The organism is Paenibacillus sp. E194 (assembly GCF_000935845.1).
Classification (GTDB): domain Bacteria; phylum Bacillota; class Bacilli; order Paenibacillales; family Paenibacillaceae; genus Paenibacillus_B; species Paenibacillus_B alvei_B.
Genome location: NZ_JMDX01000099.1, coordinates 1 through 20,820, shown reverse-complemented (window position 1 = coordinate 20,820; position 20,820 = coordinate 1). Strand labels below are relative to the sequence as shown.

Annotated in this window: 13 protein-coding genes; 10 read left to right on the top strand and 3 right to left on the bottom strand. The window is 48.5% G+C overall.

The window, feature by feature from the left end:
• The coding region (locus tag AZ66_RS15115) for a PDZ domain-containing protein (protein ID WP_044355586.1) at positions 1–1,068 on the top strand (1,068 nt) is incomplete at its 5' end.
• Between the two features lie 312 nt (positions 1,069–1,380).
• Here AZ66_RS15115 and AZ66_RS15110 read toward each other — a convergent pair.
• Positions 1,381–2,193, bottom strand: a complete 813-nt coding sequence (locus tag AZ66_RS15110; protein ID WP_021258832.1) for an OmpA/MotB family protein — start codon at positions 2,191–2,193, stop codon at positions 1,381–1,383.
• Positions 2,177–2,989, bottom strand: a complete 813-nt coding sequence (locus AZ66_RS15105; RefSeq protein ID WP_021258831.1) for a flagellar motor protein — start codon at positions 2,987–2,989, stop codon at positions 2,177–2,179. Before AZ66_RS15105 ends, AZ66_RS15110 begins: the two co-directional genes overlap by 17 nt.
• 496 nt (positions 2,990–3,485) lie before the next feature.
• Here AZ66_RS15105 and uvrB point away from each other — a divergent pair, with 496 nt between their 5' ends.
• From uvrB to AZ66_RS15090, 3 genes are all read left to right on the top strand, one after another.
• A complete protein-coding gene (uvrB, locus tag AZ66_RS15100; protein WP_044355585.1) occupies positions 3,486–5,483 on the top strand; it encodes an excinuclease ABC subunit UvrB in 1,998 nt (665 codons plus the stop codon).
• A gap of 68 nt (positions 5,484–5,551) precedes the next feature.
• Positions 5,552–8,428, top strand: a complete 2,877-nt coding sequence (uvrA, locus tag AZ66_RS15095) for an excinuclease ABC subunit UvrA (RefSeq protein WP_044355584.1) — start codon at positions 5,552–5,554, stop codon at positions 8,426–8,428.
• Between the two features lie 252 nt (positions 8,429–8,680).
• Entirely contained in the window at positions 8,681–9,451 is a 771-nt protein-coding gene (locus AZ66_RS15090; RefSeq protein ID WP_044355583.1) for an HAD family hydrolase, read from the top strand.
• A 293-nt stretch (positions 9,452–9,744) separates the two neighbouring features.
• Here the strand turns inward: AZ66_RS15090 and AZ66_RS15085 are convergent, their stop codons facing one another.
• Complete coding sequence (locus tag AZ66_RS15085) at positions 9,745–11,367, bottom strand: nitrite/sulfite reductase (protein ID WP_044355582.1); 1,623 nt, start codon at positions 11,365–11,367, stop codon at positions 9,745–9,747.
• 400 nt (positions 11,368–11,767) lie between these two features.
• Between AZ66_RS15085 and AZ66_RS15080 the strand changes: the two genes are divergently transcribed.
• The 6 genes from AZ66_RS15080 to AZ66_RS15055 all read left to right on the top strand — a co-directional run.
• On the top strand, positions 11,768–11,971 hold the full coding sequence (locus tag AZ66_RS15080) for a DUF2759 family protein (protein ID WP_021257086.1): 204 nt from the start codon (positions 11,768–11,770) through the stop codon (positions 11,969–11,971).
• A gap of 192 nt (positions 11,972–12,163) precedes the next feature.
• Entirely contained in the window at positions 12,164–13,363 is a 1,200-nt protein-coding gene (locus AZ66_RS15075) for a S1C family serine protease (protein ID WP_231586885.1), read from the top strand.
• Between the two features lie 114 nt (positions 13,364–13,477).
• The gene (locus tag AZ66_RS15070) at positions 13,478–15,514 is read left to right on the top strand and encodes a copper amine oxidase N-terminal domain-containing protein (protein WP_044355581.1); all 2,037 of its coding nucleotides are present in this window, start codon (positions 13,478–13,480) and stop codon (positions 15,512–15,514) included.
• A gap of 266 nt (positions 15,515–15,780) precedes the next feature.
• Positions 15,781–18,393 (top strand): U32 family peptidase, encoded by a 2,613-nt coding sequence (locus AZ66_RS15065; RefSeq protein ID WP_044355580.1) that lies wholly within the window; start codon positions 15,781–15,783, stop codon positions 18,391–18,393.
• A gap of 315 nt (positions 18,394–18,708) precedes the next feature.
• On the top strand, positions 18,709–19,581 hold the full coding sequence (galU, locus tag AZ66_RS15060; RefSeq protein ID WP_044355579.1) for a UTP--glucose-1-phosphate uridylyltransferase GalU: 873 nt from the start codon (positions 18,709–18,711) through the stop codon (positions 19,579–19,581).
• 118 nt (positions 19,582–19,699) lie between these two features.
• Positions 19,700–20,820: IS3 family transposase (locus tag AZ66_RS15055; protein ID WP_044355587.1), on the top strand; the 1,121-nt coding region annotated here is incomplete at its 3' end.

The following is a 20,820-nucleotide window of genomic DNA, read 5'->3' as shown; positions in this document are numbered from 1 at the left end:
GTGTGCCTTGCTTATGCGGGAGGCTTGCTTGCCATTATACAATTTGTACTAAATACATGGGTGACAACATGGAATCCAGATGGCTGGCTAGGGGGTACGGTTGCTTCAGTGCGTGGGATGGACGCTGCTGGGTTGCTGGTGCTTGTCGCACTTCTGCATGCGGCTGAAGCTGTCCTTATTCGCAAGCAGGCAGCGCGTATGGCTGGGCCGATGTTCATGGAGAGCAAGCGTGGACGCGTCGTCGGTGCCTATCGCATGCAGAGCATGTGGCCAGTTCCGCTTCTTCTACTCTTTCCAGCGGGTGAGGGAGCAGCTTTACCTTGGACGCCGTTGTTCGGTGGAGAACTGTGGCAGCATGGTTGGTCACTCATTGCGTTTCCGATCGTGATTGGCTTCTCCGAGCTGACGTTTACGAAGCTTCCACAGCAGAAAGCAGCGCTAAGCAGTACGCGTTTGTTCGCGTATGCGTCATTGCTGCTTGCGATTTCATTAGCTGCTGCTTGGTGGGTGCCGCTTGTGCCTGTGGCCGCAATTGCAGCGATCGGCATGCATGAGGGCTTAATCTGGTTGAGTCGCAGAGAAGAAGCGGAACATAGTCCGGTGTTCACCCAAGATGCTGGAGGACTTCGCATTTTGGCTGTCCTGCCGAATAGTCCGGCAGCGGAGCTTGGTATTATGCAAGGTGAAGTGATTGTAAAGGTGAACGGTGTAAAGGTAAGGACGAAGGAGGAGCTGCATCAGGCACTCCGTATGAATTCTGCGTTCTGTAAGCTGGAAGTGAACAACTTATCAGGTGAGGTTCGTTTCTTGCAACGGGCTATTTATGCTGGTGATCACCATCAGTTGGGCGTATTGCTTGCTCCTGATGATCGGGTTGAATATGTAGCAGTTACACGGGCTCCGTCCTTATTTTCATACTTGTTAGTGCCTTGGACTCGTTCCAAGCGTGGAGCGAAGCGTAAGCTGCGCGAGCAAGCAGAGAGCGATGTGCAGTCTGCAGACAACATGGGTGAGGCTGCGAAGACGTCGAATGCATCAATGCCTGCAGATGTGGATAATCGGGCATAGTAAAGATAATAATTTTCGGGAATCTAATCTACTCAATTGTTCTTGGGGATATACAGCGAACTGAGTGGGATTTGTACACGAGAATCGAGATTAAGCATATAACAAAAAGGGATTAATCAGACTCTGATTAATCCCTTTTTTTTGAACTCATATATCTAATCTTTGTGGATTGTGGATAATAGGATTGAAATATATGATTTTGTCGACAAGTTGTTAACATTCTGTAGATAAGTCGGTGAATAACGTGGATAAGTACTGTTTATCCTGTGAATAACTGTTGGATAACCATAGCTTGAGTCGGCTGCCGAACATTTATTGCACCATTTTGCGCAGAACAATGATTTCTACGCGTCGATTTTGTTGACGATGTTGTTCTGTGTCGTTATCCACAAGTGGACGAGTTTCGCCATAGCCAGCAATTTGGAATTGTGCGGCATCGAGCTTGTTATCATCTACGAAGTAACGAAGAACGGATAGGGCTCGTGCAGCGGATAGCTCCCAGTTATCCTTATAGCGGCCGCCTTGGGCGAACGGTAAGTTGTCCGTATGTCCCTCAATGCTGATGGATGTACTCAGCTTCGGAAGTAAGGTGGCAAGCTTCTTCAGTGGAGGGAATGCATTTTCCTTCAATTCTGCACGACTCAAATCGAACAGCAGTCGATCGCTCATTCGGATGGCGATTCCTTTTGGCGTATCAGATACGGTAATTTGGCTGCCTAGTTTGTTCTCATCGATATATTGTTGGATGACACCCATGAAGTTTTTCAGCTCCGCCTCTTGCTTGCGGAAGGCCAGATCCTTGTTCGTAATTGTACCTATTGCAACGGCTTTTTCTTCTTTGTCCTTGCCGTCGGTGCCGTCTTGCTTGGTTTGTTTGTCACCTGTTTGTCCTGGCTTCGCATAGGACCCATCCAGAATAGTGGAGCCCTTTAAGGACGTATCCGTATTGCGGAAGGATACCTGCAGCGTTTCAGACAGAGACTCATATTTATCCACATCAATCTTACTCATGGCATACATGACGACGAAGAAGATCATGAGCAGGGTAATGAGATCCGCGTACGTAATGAGCCAGCGCTCGTGATTCTCAGCGCGTGCTCCTGATTTTCTATTTCTGCGTCTCATGAATCATCCCCCGCTTTGCTTCTGGAACCAACTTGAGCGGTTCGAAGGAGTCTTCGGCGAGCAGGAATGAGCCGAGTTTTTTACGAATAATTTGCGGGTTCTCGCCGGCTTGTACCGCTAAGATTCCGTATTCGATCATTTCCATGACACGTAATTCTTCCATGCTGCGCGCTTTAATTTTACTTCCAATCGGCAAGTAAATGATATTCGCGGTTGCAACTCCGTATAGGGTGGCTGTGAAGGCAACGGCAATTGATGGTCCGAGCGAAGCCGGATCTGACAAATTGCCGAGGACGTGAATTAGACCCATAACGGTACCGATAATCCCCATTGTTGGCGCATAACCGCCAGCTGCTTCGAATATTTTTGCATAGCCTTCATGCTTTTCTTCGATGGCATCCATCTCCAGCTCCATCATCTGTTTCACGAGCTCGGGATCAGTTCCGTCTACAATCATCATGATGCCATCACGCAAATATCCGTTCTCATGAGTGTGGGCCTGATTCTCTAGGGCGAGGACACCCTCTCTGCGAGCGACAGTACTCATGGCGACGATGTCGTCGATTAATTGCTGTGCATTTGTTGATTTGCGGCCGAATGCCATCTTAAGTGCGTTCGGGATACTGCGCAGCCGACTGCCTGGGAAGCTGATGACGACAGCGGCAATCGTTCCGCCGAAGACGATGAGTGCAGCTGTTTTCTCCCATAGGCCACCCATCTGTCCACCTTCCCACAGGAAGCCACCGATGAGTGCAGCTAAGCCGGCAAGAATGCCAATTACAGTTGTTTTGTCCATAAATAATCCTCTCTCCCGTTCAGTGTTTCCCATTTGCATCCAATCGATGAAAAGAGTATAATGGAAAAGGGAACAAACATTCTTATTTTCCATATGTAAAGATGATGTCCGCCTCATGCGGGATCCTTCTTTGCAACGATTTCAGCATCCATACTATATCATGGCAACAGACCTGAGCGAACCCATTCTTCCGCCATGCTGTACCTGATATGTTTATCGGGTGGAAATTGGGTAAAGTTTAGGGGGAGAGGGCGCTTGCGGGGCTGTACCAAAGTTTTGAGTCAAGAGTCCTAGAGTGTCCCAGAACGGGCGCTTTTTGCGCGAATAAGCAGGATGAAATGCCTATAAACAGAAAATGAGGCAGGAATTTATTTTCATTACAGAAGCGTTTTGCTGTACGGGTCGGAGTACGGCTGCTTGATGCAGTTCCGAGCTCTGGACAGATACAGTTCATCATATAAGATATACATGATATTAAGTAGAAAGTGGTGAGGTTGTGACGGACTTTGAAAGGGAAGACAGACCTTTTGAGCTAGTATCCGAATTCTCTCCTCAAGGGGATCAGCCTAAGGCGATTGAACAATTGGTTGAAGGCATCAATCAAGGGAAACGGTATCAGACGCTGCTCGGAGCGACAGGAACAGGGAAGACCTTCACAATCGCCCAGACAATTGCTCGGTTGAATCGTCCTACACTAATTATTGCACACAATAAGACACTCGCTGCACAACTATGCAGTGAATTCAAGGAGTTCTTCCCGAACAATGCTGTGTCTTATTTCGTCAGCTACTACGATTACTATCAGCCTGAAGCCTATATTCCTTCTTCTGATACGTACATTGAGAAGGATTCTAGTATCAATGAAGAGATCGACAAACTTCGTCACTCAGCTACCAGTTCCTTGTTCGAACGCCGTGATGTTATTATTGTAGCGAGTGTATCGTGTATCTATGGTCTAGGCTCCCCGATGGAATACGGAAACCTTGTATTGTCGCTTCGGGTGGGGATGGAGAAGCCACGGAACGTGATTCTTAGCAAACTAGTCGATATTCAGTACCAACGCAATGATATGAACTTCACACGCGGCACGTTCCGGGTGCGGGGCGATGTAGTTGAAATCTTCCCTGCCTCGAACGGTGAGAACGCAGTTCGTGTGGAGCTGTTCGGTGATGAGATTGAGCGAATTACTGAAATAGATGTGCTGACTGGTGAAATTATTGGTGAACGAGAACATATCGCAATCTTTCCGGCGTCTCACTTCGTAACACGAGAAGAGACAATGAAGGTGGCTCTCGTCAATATAGAGCGTGAATTGGAAGAACGGTTAGAAGAACTGCGCAGTATGGGCAAGCTGTTAGAAGCACAGCGTTTGGAGCAGCGTACTCGCTATGATATCGAAATGATGCAGGAGATGGGCTTCTGTTCGGGGATCGAGAACTACTCCGGACCGCTCACATTCCGCGAACGGGGTGCAACGCCGTATACATTGCTTGACTATTTCCCTGACGACTTCCTTGTCGTGGTCGATGAGTCTCATGTTTCTCTCCCACAGGTACGTGCGATGTACAACGGTGACAGAGCGCGGAAGGAAGTGCTTGTTGATCATGGATTCCGCTTGCCGTCGGCGATGGATAATCGACCGCTCAAGTTTGAGGAATTCGAGCAGAAGGTAGGTCAGGCTGTATTCGTATCAGCGACACCGGGGCCGTTCGAGCTCGAGCATTGTCCGAAGATGGTAGAGCAAATTATTCGTCCGACAGGGCTTCTGGATCCGATTATTGAAGTACGGCCTACGAAGGGACAAATTGACGACTTAATTGAAGAAATTCGTATTCGCTTGGATAAGGACGAGCGTGTCCTTGTGACGACATTAACGAAGAAGATGTCTGAGGACTTAACGGATTATTTGAAGGAAATTGGCATTAAGGTTCGCTACTTGCATTCTGATATTAAAACCTTGGAACGGATGATGCTGCTGCGTGATTTGCGGCTAGGCGTGTACGATGTGCTTATCGGCATCAACTTGCTGCGTGAAGGGCTCGACTTGCCGGAAGTATCGCTGGTTGCGATTTTGGATGCAGATAAAGAAGGCTTCCTTCGCGCAGAACGCTCCCTCATTCAGACGATTGGGCGTGCGGCGCGGAATGCATCGGGACGCGTCATCATGTACGGGGATAAAATGACGGATTCGATGAATAAAGCCATCACGGAAACAGAACGGCGCCGCAAGATTCAGATCGCATTCAATGAGGAACATGGCATTACGCCACAGACAATCCGCAAGAAAGTGCGCGATGTGATCGAGGCGACGAAGACAGCGGAGTCGAAGGAAGGGTACGATATCAGCAAGTCCGTCGAGAAGATGTCAAAGAAGGATCGTCATTCGGTCATTCAGCGATTGGAAGCGGAAATGAAAGATGCCGCGAAGAACCTCCAATTCGAACGAGCAGCCGAACTGCGTGATGCTTTGTTGGAATTGAAGGCGATGGACTAACATAGAGCAGTAATTTTAGGTGCCGTACGTGGTTCGAGTGAACCTGAACGACCAGGAGGGGTAATCCATTGGCTAGTGAACATATTGTGATTAAAGGGGCGCGTGCCCACAACTTGAAAAATATCGATGTGACGATCCCGCGCGACAAGTTCGTTGTACTTACGGGTCTTAGCGGCTCGGGCAAATCGTCATTAGCCTTCGACACGATTTATGCCGAAGGGCAGCGCCGGTATGTGGAGTCCCTATCCGCTTATGCGCGTCAATTTCTCGGGCAAATGGAGAAGCCGGACGTCGATTCCATCGACGGGCTGTCTCCAGCCATCTCAATCGATCAGAAGACGACAAGCCGCAATCCGCGTTCAACGGTGGGTACGGTTACGGAAATCTACGACTATTTGCGACTATTGTTCGCACGTGTCGGCCATCCACATTGTCCAGAGCACGGAATAGAGATTACGTCGCAAACCGTGGAACAGATGGTGGATCGTATCATGTCGTACCCAGAACGTACGAAACTGCAATTGCTAGCCCCGGTCATTTCTGGACGTAAAGGAGAGCATAAGACGGTATTTGCAGATATTCAAAAGCAAGGCTTCGTGCGGGTTCGTGTGGATGGAGAATTGCGTGATGTGTCCGATACGATTGAGCTGGAGAAGAATCGCAAGCACAATATCGAGGTTGTTGTAGACCGAATTGTCGTGAAGGAAGATGTGCAATCACGTCTTGCCGATTCGATTGAGACAGCGTTGAAGCTGTCAGACGGCAAGCTGATTGTGGATATTATCGGCGAGGAAGAGTTGGTGTTCAGCTCCAATCTGGCTTGTCCAGAATGCGGCTTCAGTATCGATGAGCTTGCTCCCCGCATGTTCTCCTTCAATAGTCCATTTGGTGCTTGTCCGGAATGTGATGGACTCGGTATGAAGATGATTGTCGATCCTGAACTGCTGGTGCCGGATCGTGAGCGCACGATTGAGGATGGCGCTTTTGAAGCATGGGCAGGCAGCACGTCGAACTACTATCCGCAGTTCTTGGCTGCGGTATGTGAGCATTATGGAATTTCTACGGATGTTCCGGTATCACAATTAGACAAGGAACAGATGTCCAAATTGATGAATGGTACGGGCGGTGAAAAGGTTCGCTTCCGATATGAGAATGATTTCGGTCATAAGAAGGAAGCCTTTGTGCCGTTTGAAGGTATCGTTCATAATCTGGAGCGCCGTTACCGTGAGACGGCATCCGAGGGTATCCGTGAATATATTGAAGGGTTCATGAGTGCGAAGCCATGTGGTTCCTGCAAAGGGCATCGTCTGCGCAAGGAAAGCCTAGCAGTTACGGTAGGCAGTGAGAACATGGCCTATGTCACCTCGCTCTCTATCGGAGAAGCGCAGCGTTTCTTTAGCGGCTTAGAGCTATCAGAGAAGGAGCAGTTGATTGCGCATCTCATTCTGAAGGAGATTAATTCACGTCTCGGCTTCCTCGTGAACGTCGGGCTTGAGTATTTGACCTTGAGCCGTGCAGCGGGAACGCTATCTGGCGGAGAGGCGCAGCGCATTCGTTTAGCGACGCAGATTGGCTCTAGCTTGATGGGGGTTCTGTACATTTTGGACGAGCCTAGTATCGGTCTGCATCAGCGAGATAATGATCGCTTAATCCAGACGCTGGAGCATATGCGCAACCTCGGGAATACGCTTATCGTCGTTGAACATGACGAGGATACGATGCTTGCAGCCGATTATATTATCGATATCGGTCCTGGCGCTGGTATCCACGGCGGTATGGTTGTAGCTGAAGGCACGCCGAAGCAGATCATGAAGGATAAGAACTCACTTACCGGGGCTTATTTGAGCGGTCGCAAGTTTATTCCCGTACCTGAGGAACGCCGTAAGACGGATGGACGCTGGCTGGAGGTTCGTGGTGCGAAGGAGAACAATTTGCGAGGCGTTCATGCGAAGATTCCACTGGGCGTCTTCACCGCAGTAACCGGCGTATCTGGCTCAGGCAAGTCGACACTCGTCAACGAGATCTTGTACAAAACGCTGGCACGAGATTTGAACAAGGCGAAGGTGCGCCCCGGTGAGCACAAGGAAATTCGAGGACTTGAGCATATCGATAAAGTCATTGATATCGATCAATCCCCAATTGGGCGGACGCCACGTTCGAATCCAGCCACGTATACAGGGGTATTCGATGATATCCGTGACCTGTTCTCTTCAACGAACGAAGCGAAGATCCGCGGCTACAAGAAGGGGCGCTTCAGCTTCAACGTAAAGGGCGGACGCTGTGAAGCATGTCGTGGAGACGGGATTATTAAGATTGAGATGCACTTCCTGCCTGACGTGTATGTACCTTGTGAGGTATGTAAGGGCAAGCGCTACAATCGTGAGACGCTGGAAGTGAAATATAAAGGGAAAAACATCGCGGATGTGCTGGCAATGACGATCGAGGATGCAGTGGAGTTCTTCCAGAACGTTCCTCGTATCCATCGCAAGATTCAGACATTGCTTGATGTGGGCCTTGGCTACATGAAGCTCGGGCAGCCTGCGACAACATTGTCTGGCGGAGAGGCGCAGCGCGTGAAGCTGGCAGCTGAGCTTTATCGCCGCAGCACAGGCAAGACGATTTACATTCTGGATGAGCCGACTACAGGTCTCCACGTTGCGGATATTGATCGCTTGCTACATGTGCTGCACCGACTTGTCGATTCCGGTGAATCGGTGCTCGTTATCGAGCACAATCTAGATGTCATTAAGACAGCAGACTATATTATTGACTTGGGTCCAGAAGGCGGCAGCGGAGGCGGAACAATCGTTGCGCACGGAACGCCGGAGCAAGTCGTAACGGTACCTGCGTCTTATACAGGCAAGTACTTGAAGCCGATCTTGGAGCGCGATGCAGAGCGTACGAAGCAATTAGCGAAGAAGGATCGGGAAGCACAACAAGTGTAGAATCAGCATCGTTTCATTGATGTACGATACAGGCACGGTACGGCTTTTAACAGCTGGCCGTGCCTTTTTGTGCAGTTTGTTTTTTGAATGTGTTATTAAATGTGTTTTGGATGTGTGCCAACTGGAATTGCCATTTAACATCCCGATCCCATATGGCAGAAATGTTGAAGCAGTTAGGGAACGCAGCAGGAGACCGAGCTATGTGTGCCGAATAGGTAGGGCAACGATAATGATTCGCAGAGGATGGTGCAGATGGTACAGCTTCAAGTAGGTTCTTGCAGCACGAAGGTGCGTGGTATTTTGTTCGACAAGGATGGAACGCTGTTGCAGTTCATTAGCCTGTGGGGCTGGTGGGCGGAGACGGTAATGAAGAGATTGGAACAGGAGCTTAAGCAAGAGGGCGGCTCTTTGCCGGAAGATCCGGGATATATTTTAGGCGTTCACATCGAGCCGGATGGAACGATACGTTCGCATGATCGGCAAGGGCCACTGGCGATGGGTTCTCCGACGCAGATGATTTCGATCGCGACTTATTTGCTCTATAAAGAAGGAGTGCCGTGGAACCGTGCGGTGCAGCGGGTAACAGCGGTGTTTGAGCAGGCGAATGAGCAATTGCTAGAGCATGCTAATATTATTCCGGTAACAGGCGTTGTACCGTTTCTGGAACTCTGCCGTCAGCATGGGCTTAAGATGGCGGTTGTAACAGCAGATGATAAGGGGCCATCTGAGCAGCATTTGGAGAAGATGGGAATCCGCCATTATTTCGATGCGGTCGTTGGCGATGATTGTGTAGCTCAAGGGAAGCCTTATCCGGACATGGTGGAGCTGGCCTGCCGAGAGATCGGTCTGGAACCACATGAGATAGCTGTGATCGGCGATTCGGTTGGGGATATGGAAATGGGACACGCTGCTGGCTCAAGTCTTCAAATCTTCATTGATGAGGCGAATCAATTCGAGACAGCTCCTGAATCCGCAGATGTAATGATTCGTTCTTACGAGGAGATTCAACTGAAGGACGAGTAAGAGGCATAAGGCAACTTACATCACATGTTAGGCTGAATCATGTTACGCAAGTAATGTTAGGAGTAATGGTAGGCAAGTCATGTTTAGCTAAGGCGATTAATCGTACGAAGGCTGCAGTATAATAATTGCAGAGTATGGTGCATGCTGGACGAAGACAAGTAATAATGCAGAACTTTACTCAATAAATCATATGCTGTGAAATGAAGAGACCAACCAGAGCGCTCAGCTAAGGTTGGTCTCTTGTGCATAACAGGGGATGCTGGTACGAGGATATATTCACTCTCTCATTCGGCTTAGCCAATAGGAGCAGCTAGAATCTCGGTCAGGCGCTGCTGGAACGCGTCTGCACCGACACGGAGGAAGAAACTATGGAATGTCTCATTCGCTTTGCGCTCCTCTTTATAGAGGCGAAGGAGCTGTTCTAAGACGTATGGGACATCGTCGCCCTTAACGCGCCCTTTCAACGTTGTGTTAAAACGGGCATTCGGGCCAAGTATGCCGCCGACTGCGATATCGAAAGCATCGACCATGCCTTGCTCCGTCTTCACGAGAGAGCCTTGTAAGCCGATGTCAGCGACATGCTTCTGACCGCAGGCGTTTGGACAGCCAATGAAGTGAATGCGAATTTGTTCATCCAGATCGGTGATATGCTCATCCAAATAGTCAGCTACGCGTCTCGCACGTTCCTTCGTTTCTACGATCGCTAGGTTGCAGAATTCGTTGCCTGTGCATGATACCGTCCGGCTCATGAATGGCTTAGGATGTGGCGTAATGCGCTGCAGTACGGGTAGAGCAAGAACCTCATCAATGTGATATTCAGGTATGCCAGTTAGAACAATGTTCTGGGACATCGTTGTCCGCAGTAATCCGTCACCGTATTGTTCAGCTGCGTCAGCCAGCTGGCGGAACTCGTGGCTATCTAACCGGCCGATTGGCACGTTGAGTCCAATATAGAAGAGGCCGTTCTGTTTCTGCGGATGTACGCCGTCGAAGTAAGCTGCTTGCCAGCCGACGGTTTTATCCTCACCACGAGTAGGAAACTTGCCAATAAGCTCCTCCAAGTGATTCTGGAAAGTCTCTACACCCCAAGCCGCGATAAGGAACTTCAGACGGGCATGATGGCGCTTCTCACGGAATCCGTTGTCACGGAATAGTGTCGTTACGCCGATGGCGACCTTGAGCACTTCCTCAGGGCGTATGAACATATCAAGCTTTTGCGCCAAGTGCGGCTTGGCGGACAATCCACCTCCGACATGGGCGTGGAAGCCAATCACTTCTTCGTCATCAAGGATTTTTACGGCAGGGGTGAAGGCTAAGTCATTTATTTCAGCATGCGCATTGTTATAGATGTTGGCGGAAATCGACATTTTGTATTTGCGCGGCAAGTTGGAAAAGTCTCGATTCAAGAGGAAAAAATCATTTACTTCATTTACGAGATCGGTTGTATCCATTAATTCATTGGGATCAATGCCAGCAAGCGGGTTGCCGACAATCGTTCGCGGGCAGTCGCCGCAAGCCTCATAAGAATAGAGTCCAACCTGTTCAAGGCGATTGAAGATATCGGGGAAGTCCTCGACTCTCAGCCAGTGGTACTGAATCGCTTGGCGTGTCGTTACGTCCATCAGGCTTCGGCCGTACAGCTCAGCGATATCGGCTAGGGTCCGAGCTTGCGCGGCGGACATAATGCCGGAATTGATGCGGATGCGCATCATGAAATGTCCGTCCTTCGGTTTCTGCTCATAGACACCGGCCCACTTGAAACGACCTTTGTCATCTTCGGGGATGGATTCATAGCCTTGCTGCGCATACGTCTCGATAATATCGCGAATGACATCAAGACCGTCCTTCTCCATTTTGACAAACTCAAACTTATTCAACTTCGCAGGGTCTTGCATCCAAATTGGATCATAAGCCATTGGTAGGTCCCTCACTTCCTTTAACTTGTTTATTCCGATATAAATAGTATGTTTTATAGGTGAAGTAATCGTAACATATTTCCAGCAAGGCGACAATGCATGGAGAAGACAAGTGCTATTACAATTTCTAATGAATGCATTCAATTTCTCTTATGAATGGCAAAGGGAGAAATAAGCGAAGTAAAGAAAAAAGCACAGGTATGGATGATGTGACGAAAACATGTCCATCTGATCTCTCATTCAATGACATCTATCATCCGAGATTTCAGTGACAAGGGATAAAACATGAAATATTGGTGACAATCTTGTTAAATATGAAAAATTTGCCTTGATTCTTTTGCTGGGTAAATATAACATAGATGCATATGAGTATAATGCACGTGTAGAGGGAGGTCACACCATGTTTTTGGCCGAAGCAGCACAACAGAGCGAAAGCACCTATCAGCATTTTGATTTATTTATGATTGCGTTTACTTTACTCTTGATCTGGGCAGTTCTACGCCAAGTCAAGCAGCGTCCTCGCAACCTATTTGCGCTCGGCTTCGCCGTTGTGAGCTTGCTTGTCTTTTTATACGCGGATTGGGTAATGGTGCAAGGTTGGTAATCGCCATCAGACCTTTAAACAATTGATTTTCACATAACACAGAAGGCGATACATACATGTCCTACAGACAGACTCCTTGGTGGATATCATCAAGGAGTCTTTTTTTCTTGCATATGATCTGAGGTTAGAGGAGAATGGAAGCATAGATTGGAATGCCCTGATTTCATAGGGGGCAAGAGGAGGAGCAACCGGATGGTTGGGCAAGGGAAGAGAATACATACAAGTCATGCATCAGAAGTGAAGTTATCTAGAAGAATGGGAAGAAACAGAGTTGCGCTTTTTATCGTTTCCTTGCTTGTTGGAGCATCTATTCTGCCAACTGCGGCAGGTGCTGAGGCATCATTTCGAGCCGTAAAGGTGAAGGACAAGGTATATGTGGAAGCGGAGGCGCTTGAGAAGGTAGCCGGCGGCAAAGGTACATATGATAGCAAGTCGAATACATATCAGTACAAGCCTAATGATATTCCTACTATTGTGGAAAAGGTAAGCCCATCCGTTGTATCGATCATTGGCCGTCAGATCGATGCGGAAGATGATTCAGACAACTGGCTGTCTCACGGAACGGGAGTCGTTGTGCGCAAGGATGGATGGATTGTTACGAATGCGCATGTCATTTTGGCCCTGCAGAAGCCAGTAGTCGTAACGCCAGAAGGGAAATCCTATCCGGTCAGCAAATGGTTCGCCGATGAGGAAAGTGATATTGCCCTGATTAAAATCAATGCACAAAACATGAAGCCTGCCACATTTGTGCGTCCGAACCCAACACTTAAGGTGGGCGAAGGGGTCGTTGCACTTGGAACACCGGTGTCATTTACCCTGCGTAATTCTGCGACTTTCGGGATTATTAGCGGTATCGATAGAGCTGTTGATTCAAGTTACAAGCTGATTCAGACGGATGCGGCTATTAACCCAGGCAATAGTGGGGGGCCACTTGTGAATATGCATGGTGAAGTGATTGGCATCAATACGTTGAAGTTCGCTGCTGTAGGGATTGAGAACATGGGATTTGCGATACCGTCTGACACGGTAAACTTGATTGTGCAGCACTTTTTCAAATATAGCAAGGTGAAGCGGGCCTCGATTGGCGTTGAACTGGAAGAGAGCTGGGCTGCGTATGTGGGATTGCCGACAGATGTTCCGATCAAGGTTACGAACGTTGTAAGCGCCCAGGCGAAGAAGGCAGGCATAACGGAAGGCGATGTGCTGTATGCCATTAATGGTAAGCCGGTGAAGACCCTTGTCGATGTGCATGAGGCACTGAAGTCATTTTTGCCAGGGCAGCAAGTAAAGCTGACGATGCAGTCGAAGGGGAATCTTGTTGCGAAGATGGTAGTGCTGAGTGAAGCAGTAAAGCCTGCTGTTAAGGATAAGTCAGTAGACGCTGATAAGTAACGTAGAAGTAGAAGTAGAAGTAGAAGTAGAAGTAGAAGTAGAAGTAGAAGTAGAAGTGCATGAAAACTGAAGGGTATATTTCATAGATGAAGAGCTAAGGGGAGAGTGCTTCATATGGGGAAAACGATTCGACATCCGTTCTCGAGCCATCATTGGCGGAAGAGTGTGGCGATTATGACAATAGCAGCCGTTGTTTCAGGTACGGCAGCTTGGAATGTGTCTCCGTCTCCGATTGCGGCAGCAACTGCCGCGGCTGGGCAGCAGGAGATGCTCCGATTGAAAGTGGGCAGTACAAGTGCGACATGGAATGGTGAGAAGTTAGCGATTGTGAAGCCATATGTTCGTCAAGGAACAACGATGGTGCCGCTTAGTATCTTCACGAATGTGTTCGATGCGGCCTTGAAGTGGGAGAAGGATAATGCAGTGATATTGGAAAGCGACGCTGTCTCCATTCGGATGCGAATCGGACAGAAGCAGGCGATGCTGAACGGCAAGCTTGTCACACTGGCAGTAGCCCCAGAAATGACTGGCGGTACTGCGATGGTGCCGTTGAAGCAGGTGGCACAAGCTTTTGGTGCAACTTATTCGGTGGATAAGGATAAATCAATTCTATTGCGCTGGAAACAGGCAGGATTTCTTGCAGGTGCCGCTGTAGATGTGAGTGCAAAGGCAGAGCGTGTCGGAGATTCTTACTATCAATGGAATATGGTTCTCCCTAAGGACTGGACGCATGAAAGCTTATCCCCTGAGGAGTTCGCTGTTATGTTTGCGGATCCAACAGAACATGTCTATGTAACGATCAATGCGTTGGATTGGGAATCAAAGCCGCTTGAACATTGGGCAGATACGTTCAAGGGGCAAGCGTCGGAACAGCAATTAATGGAGTATCTACAGACGGAAGAGTTAGACGATGAGTCTGAAATGTATGAATCAAGCACGGGTAAGGTCGATGGGATTGCCTATGCACAATCTGTCTTTATCAATGAAGAGGATATGTACTTAGCGCGTGTGTTCAGCTCCAACGGCAAGCGATACATCGTCCGTATATTTGATGCAAATGCGCAGCGACCGAAGCAGATGCTGCAGTACGTTCCGCTCATAAATACGTTCCGTCCGAGCTTCTCTGCTGGTGCAGCAACTAATATCAGCTCGGTGAAGGATGGCTACCGCAATACGGAGTTGTGGGGCAAAGGGCTGACAATGGATTTGCCGGTAGAGTGGGCATCGTCTGATACATATACCCAATCGTATGGGTCGAAAAATTGGGAGCAGTCTGTCAATTACAATATTGCCACTGCTGCACCTGGTTTGACGATCGACCAATATGCGCAAAACCATTTATCTTATATGAAAAAGACCACCAAGTCTGAGTATTTGCAGGTCGATCCTGTGCAGGACGTAAAACTTGCAGATGGGAAGATGGCAAAATCCATTAAAGTAAAAAGCCGCGTCGACGAGAAGAACTGGAAGGTGAGCATGCATTTGCTCGTTGTCGATCAAGGCGTGCAATACTTGATGATCTATCATTGCCCAGACACTTCAGAGGGTGTTTCTCTTGGAAACCGCTTGTTTTCCTCCGTGAAGGTTGATGGAAGTGTAAAGAAAGATCTTGAAAGTCCCGAAGACTTCCCGAAAGGGGAAGACTGGTACAAGGACTGGTCTGTCAGCTCGCCTCGTAAAGCTCCGAATTATGGATTTACATTGCAGGTACCGGATTGGTGGACGAGCGGGTTCTATGCTTGGGGAGAAGAGAATTATGATGTGGAATTGGAAGAAGGCATGATTGCTTATTATTCGCGGCCGGATAGTGATTTTTCCGTATATGTCGATCAAGTGCGAACAGTAGAAGAGGCGCTTGCAAGATGGGAAGATTACTATAAAGGGGAAGGCGACACCAAGGTTGAGATCGTGAAACAAGAGAAGACGACGGTTCAGGGCAATAAAGCTTATGCGGTCGAGATGAAAGTATTCAGCGAGGCCGGTCAATTGAGCTTCACTGTGAATCTGCTGTTGATTGCGCGTGAAGGCAAAGTGTTCTCACTCGTGTACTCCGTGGATGATACGGCTCGAACGCCAGAACTGCTTGACTCTTTCAAGCGTACGATGGAATCCTTTCAATTTACGGAGCAAGTGACGAATAAGAAGTCATGATGTAGACAGCATCCTAGCCAATCTATGGCGGGATGCTTTTCTTTTTCTCTTGTGAGCAGGCTAGTTATAGTTACAGGTGGAAATGTCCTTACGCGACTCTGTCGCGGGCAAGCTTACGGGGGAGGTATCGGCATAGTGAGAAGGAAGTTCTAGCCTATGCTGGAGTTTCGGCGTAAAGATCGCTATACTAATTGAAGCATATTTAAATAAGTAGATAGAGATGACCGCATCATGCGGCAATGGATAAATTAGCTTGGAGGATGAGCATGTCGACAATGAAGCAAGGGATACAGCGTGGAGATATTGAGCTGCTGGCGCCGGCTGGCGATTGGGATTGCATGCGTGCCGCAGTTGCAAACGGCGCGGACGCGATCTTTTTCGGAGTAGAGAAGTTCAATGCACGTGCGCGTGCGAACAATTTCCGGATGGATGATTTGCCGGACATAATGGCGTTTTTGCATAGTTATGGGGTTAAAGGATTTCTGACGTTTAATATATTGGTGTTTGAAAATGAGCTTGAGGATGCAAAGGGGCTTATCGAGGCTTGTATCGATGCAGGTGTAGACGCGGTTATCGTACAGGACTTAGGCTTGGTGAAAATGATTCGCGAAATTTCGCCTGACTTCCCGATTCATGGCTCAACGCAAATGACGATTACGTCGCCAGAAGCGGCTGAATTTACGAAGCCGTATGGGATGGAACGTGTAGTGCTTGGCCGTGAGAACAACCTGAAGCAAATTCAGAAGATCGGCGAGAAAGCCAACGTACCGATGGAAGTGTTTGTGCATGGCGCGCTGTGTGTGTCCTACTCTGGACAATGCTTGACGTCCGAAATGTGGGGCGGCCGTTCGGCGAACCGCGGTGAATGCGCGCAGGCTTGCCGTTTGCCGTATGACATGATGGTTGACGGGGAGCATCAGCCGATGGGCGATGTGACATATTTGCTGTCGCCGAAGGATTTGGCGGCGATTGATATTGTGCCAGATTTGATTGAAGCGGGTGTCACGTCCTTCAAAATTGAAGGGCGCATGAAGCAGCCTGAATATGTGGCAAATGTGGTGAGCAAGTACCGCAAAGCGATCGACGACTATTTCGATGGCAATTGGGCAGGTCCTTCGAAGGAAGAAGTCCGTGAGCTTCAGCAAAGCTTCTCTCGTGGCTTCACGCACGGCTTCTTGAAAGGGACGAACAACAAGCAGCTCGTGGACGGAACGTTCCCGAAGAGCCGCGGTGTATATGTGGGTACGGTGCAGCAGGTGCTGCGTGACGGTGTCGTATGTAAACTGGAAGCGCCTTTGAAGCGCGGCGACGGCATTGGCTTCGATGCTGGTGATCCGACGAAGAAGGAAGAGGGCGGACGCATCTACGATTTGCGTCGTCAAGGCGTGAAGCTGGAAGGCGAAGCGGAGGAAGGCTGGATCGTGGACATCGTGCCCGGACGCAATGATGTTGACCTGCGCCGTGTTCATGTTGGGGATCGCATCTGGAAGACGAGCGACCAGGCGCTCGATAAGCGCATGCGTGCCACGTTTGAGACGGACAAGCCATACCGTGTCTTCCCTGTGCATGTGCGCGTAGAAGGTCGTGCTGGCGAGCCTCTGCGTACGTGGTGGACGGATGTGCAAAAGGGAACAGTCGTTCAAGTGGATTCGGAGCTTCCGCTTGAGGTTGCACAAAAACGACCGATGGACGAGGCACTCTTGCGTGAGCAGCTCGGGCGTCTAGGCGGTACAGTGTATCAGCTTGAGGCATTGGAATCGGCGCTTGAAGGTGATGTTATCGTTCCGATGCGCGAGTTGAATGCGATTCGCCGCCATGCCGTGGAGGAGCTTGCAGGAGAACGTCCAAAGCCGCCAGTATACGTGAAGCACGATATCGCGGCTATGGGAGATGCCGTTAAGGAGCAAACACCAGTACCGTTTGGTGGTGCTCAGTTGACAGCGATGTGCCGCAACTTGGAACAGGTACAGGCTGCCGTGAAGACAGACGTATCGTTGATCTACGCTGACTTTGAATTCATTAAGCAGTTCCCGGCTGCTATTGAAGCATGCCGCGCAGCAGGCAAGCCGATTGCACTGGTAACGCCGCGCATTCATATGCCGAACGAGAACGGATACCATCGTAACATCTTGAACCTGAAGCCAGATGCAGTGCTCGTCCGTAACACGGGTGCATTGAATTACTACCAGTTGGAGAAGGAGGAATGGGAGAGCAAGATGGCGTCATCCGGGCTGCCTAGCCAAGAGGTTATGGAGCAGGCTGCAAATGATCCGCAGCTGGCCATCTGCCCAGGCAAGCCGGAAGGCGAGCCGTTCCCGCAGTTGATTGGGGACTTCTCCTTGAACGTGGCGAACCATAAGACGGTACAGCTGTTCAAGGAAGCGGGATTGGACCGCATTACACCATCGTATGACTTGAACATTCAGCAAATGGTCGATATGCTGCGTCACGCAGATACGTCGATGCTGGAGATTGTTATTCATCAGCATTTGCCGATGTTCCATACCGAGCATTGCGTGTACTGTACATTTCTAAGCGAAGGAACAGATTACACGAACTGCGGCCGTCCGTGCGAGGAGCACCGTGTATCGCTGCGTGACCGCATCGGCATGTCCCACCCGGTTCGTGTAGACGAAGGCTGCCGTAATACCGTGTACAACGCAATTGAGCAGTCAGGCGCAGAGTACTTGGTTAACTTCCTGGAGCTTGGCGTTGGCACATACCGTGTCGAGTTCCTGGAGGAAACGCCAGAGCAAGTGCAGGAAGTTATCGACCTGTACGGCCGTGCACTTCGCGGTGAAATCAGCGGCACGGAAGTATGGCGCAAGCTGAAGGCAACGAACCAGCTTGGTGTAACGCGCGGGCAGTTGGTGAAGTAAGTAGTGGTTATTAACATGATAACGTAAAGTTACAATAATGGACTCGACCCGGATGGAATATGTAGTGAACTGCATGGAAATCTGGGTTCGGGTCTTTTTTGCACCAGAATTTTAACTTAACCGTATTTTTATTGAGTTGGACTTGCTAAAGTCTAAAGTGATAGGCAGTAAGACTTTTAGAATTATTTAATTAGATCATTGGTTTTAATTATACATTTACGTTTCTGATCTCTATGGTTTTTGATATAACTCATGTATACTAAAATAGTATGTTTATTGGATACGGTAAATATGAAATTCTATTGGAGGGTAGAAATGAAGATTAGAAAAGCAATTATCCCAGCAGCAGGATTAGGAACTCGATTCTTACCTGCAACGAAAGCAATGCCTAAGGAAATGCTTCCTATAGTTGATAAGCCTACAATACAATATATCGTCGAAGAAGCGGTAGATTCAGGTATCGAAGATATTATTATAGTAACAGGTAAGGGTAAACGGGCAATTGAAGATCATTTTGATAACTACTATGAACTCGAACATAATCTTTTAGAGAAAGATAAGCTAGCGTTGTTAGAAGAAGTAAGGAAATCTTCTGAAATGGCAAATATTCACTACATTCGCCAGAGAGAGCCACGTGGTCTTGGACATGCGATTTGGTGTGCACGGAAATTTATTGGTAATGAGCCATTTGCCGTACTACTTGGTGATGACATCGTTCAAGCGGAGAAACCTTGCTTGAAACAAATGCTAGAGGTATATGAAGAATATGAGTCTTCTGTAGTTGGTGTCCAGCCCGTTCCATGGGAGGAAGTTTCTCGTTATGGAGTTGTAGCAGGCAACAAAATCAATGAAAGAATCATGAAGGCAGAACGCCTTGTCGAAAAACCTGCTAAAGAAGTGGCTCCTTCCAATTGGGCGATAATGGGGCGCTATATATTAACTCCACGTGTCTTTGATTTACTTGAACAGCAAGAGGCTGGTGTGAACGGTGAAATTCAACTAACAGATGCTATTGCATCATTGGGAACGTTGGAATCCATCATGGCATATCATTTCGAAGGACAGCGGCATGATGTAGGTGAGAAGCTTGGCTTCATTGAGACTACATTACACTATGCTTTACAGCGTCCTGAACTAAAGGATGATCTGTTAAAGTTTATGAAACAAATGATAGATAAAAATGAGTAATAAAAAGCGACTCGATAGGGGTGAACTGTAACCCGTAAGATGGACACTTGAAAAAAGTGACCTCTTACGGGTTTTGTGTTTTAATCATACTATCGAGAATACACGGGGAATGAACACCATGAGAAAAACTAGAACAGGATTTACTGAAACGGAGATCAGGCTGTTGGAGTCCAATCCGAACGTAAGCCGCGTATCGGGGAGGAACATCTCGTATGTTCCAGCTTTTAAGCTCGCAGCAGTGCAAGCTAACCAAGCAGGAGAGCCACCAATGGAGATTTTCTTGAAAGCAGGCTTTAGTATCGAACTTATCGGTCAGAGAACACCTACAGAGAGCCTCTATCGCTGGAGGGAGACCTACGCTAAGTACGGTGAGGCTGGCTTGCTAGAAGAGCGCAGAGGCATAGGAAGTACGGGCAGACGATCAAAAACGGAATCATCAGTAGAAGAAAAACTGAAACAAGCAGAAGCTCGGATTAAACTCCTCGAAGCGGAGAACGAGCTTTTAAAAAAGCTAGAAGCGCTCGAAAGGAGAAACAGTAAGGAGTTGCCCCCTTCCGAGCGCTTTCAACTCATTAATCAAACAATTCGAAAGCATGATTTACGACGAGTAACACGTTATCTATGTCAGATTGCCGAAGTAAGTACAAGCGGCTATTACCGTTGGTGCAGCGCTGAGGAGGCTCGTCAACTGCGAGAGACAGCCGATCAATCCGACTTTCAACTTATTAAGGAACATTTTGAATCGTTGAACGGAAAAGTAGGCGCATTGGTTATCAAAATGAGGTTGGAGAAATTGAATGGCATTGTCATGAATCATAAAAAGATTCGTCGCATCATGCGTAAGTTCGGGTTAGTAGCTACGATCCGTCAAGCTAATCCCTATCGCAAGATGGCTAAAGCGACTCAGGAACATCGTACATGTCCTAATCTTCAAGAGCGTCAGTTTGATCAAGGAGAACCAGAGAAAGTCCTCCTTACAGACATCACATACATACGCTATGGCAGTGGTCAGTGGGCGTATCTTTCTTGTGTGAAGGATGGTGCTACAAAGCAGATTTTGGCGCACTATCTCTCTTCTACATTGGAATTATCCTTGGTTGAACAGACAATGACTCGCTTACTCAAACGACTGGACGGCAATATTCATCAAGACACCATTTTCCCTTCCGACCAAGGTATGCACTATACGCACCCCAAAACCCGCCTCCTTATCGCCGAAGCTGGGTTTAAACAGTCGAT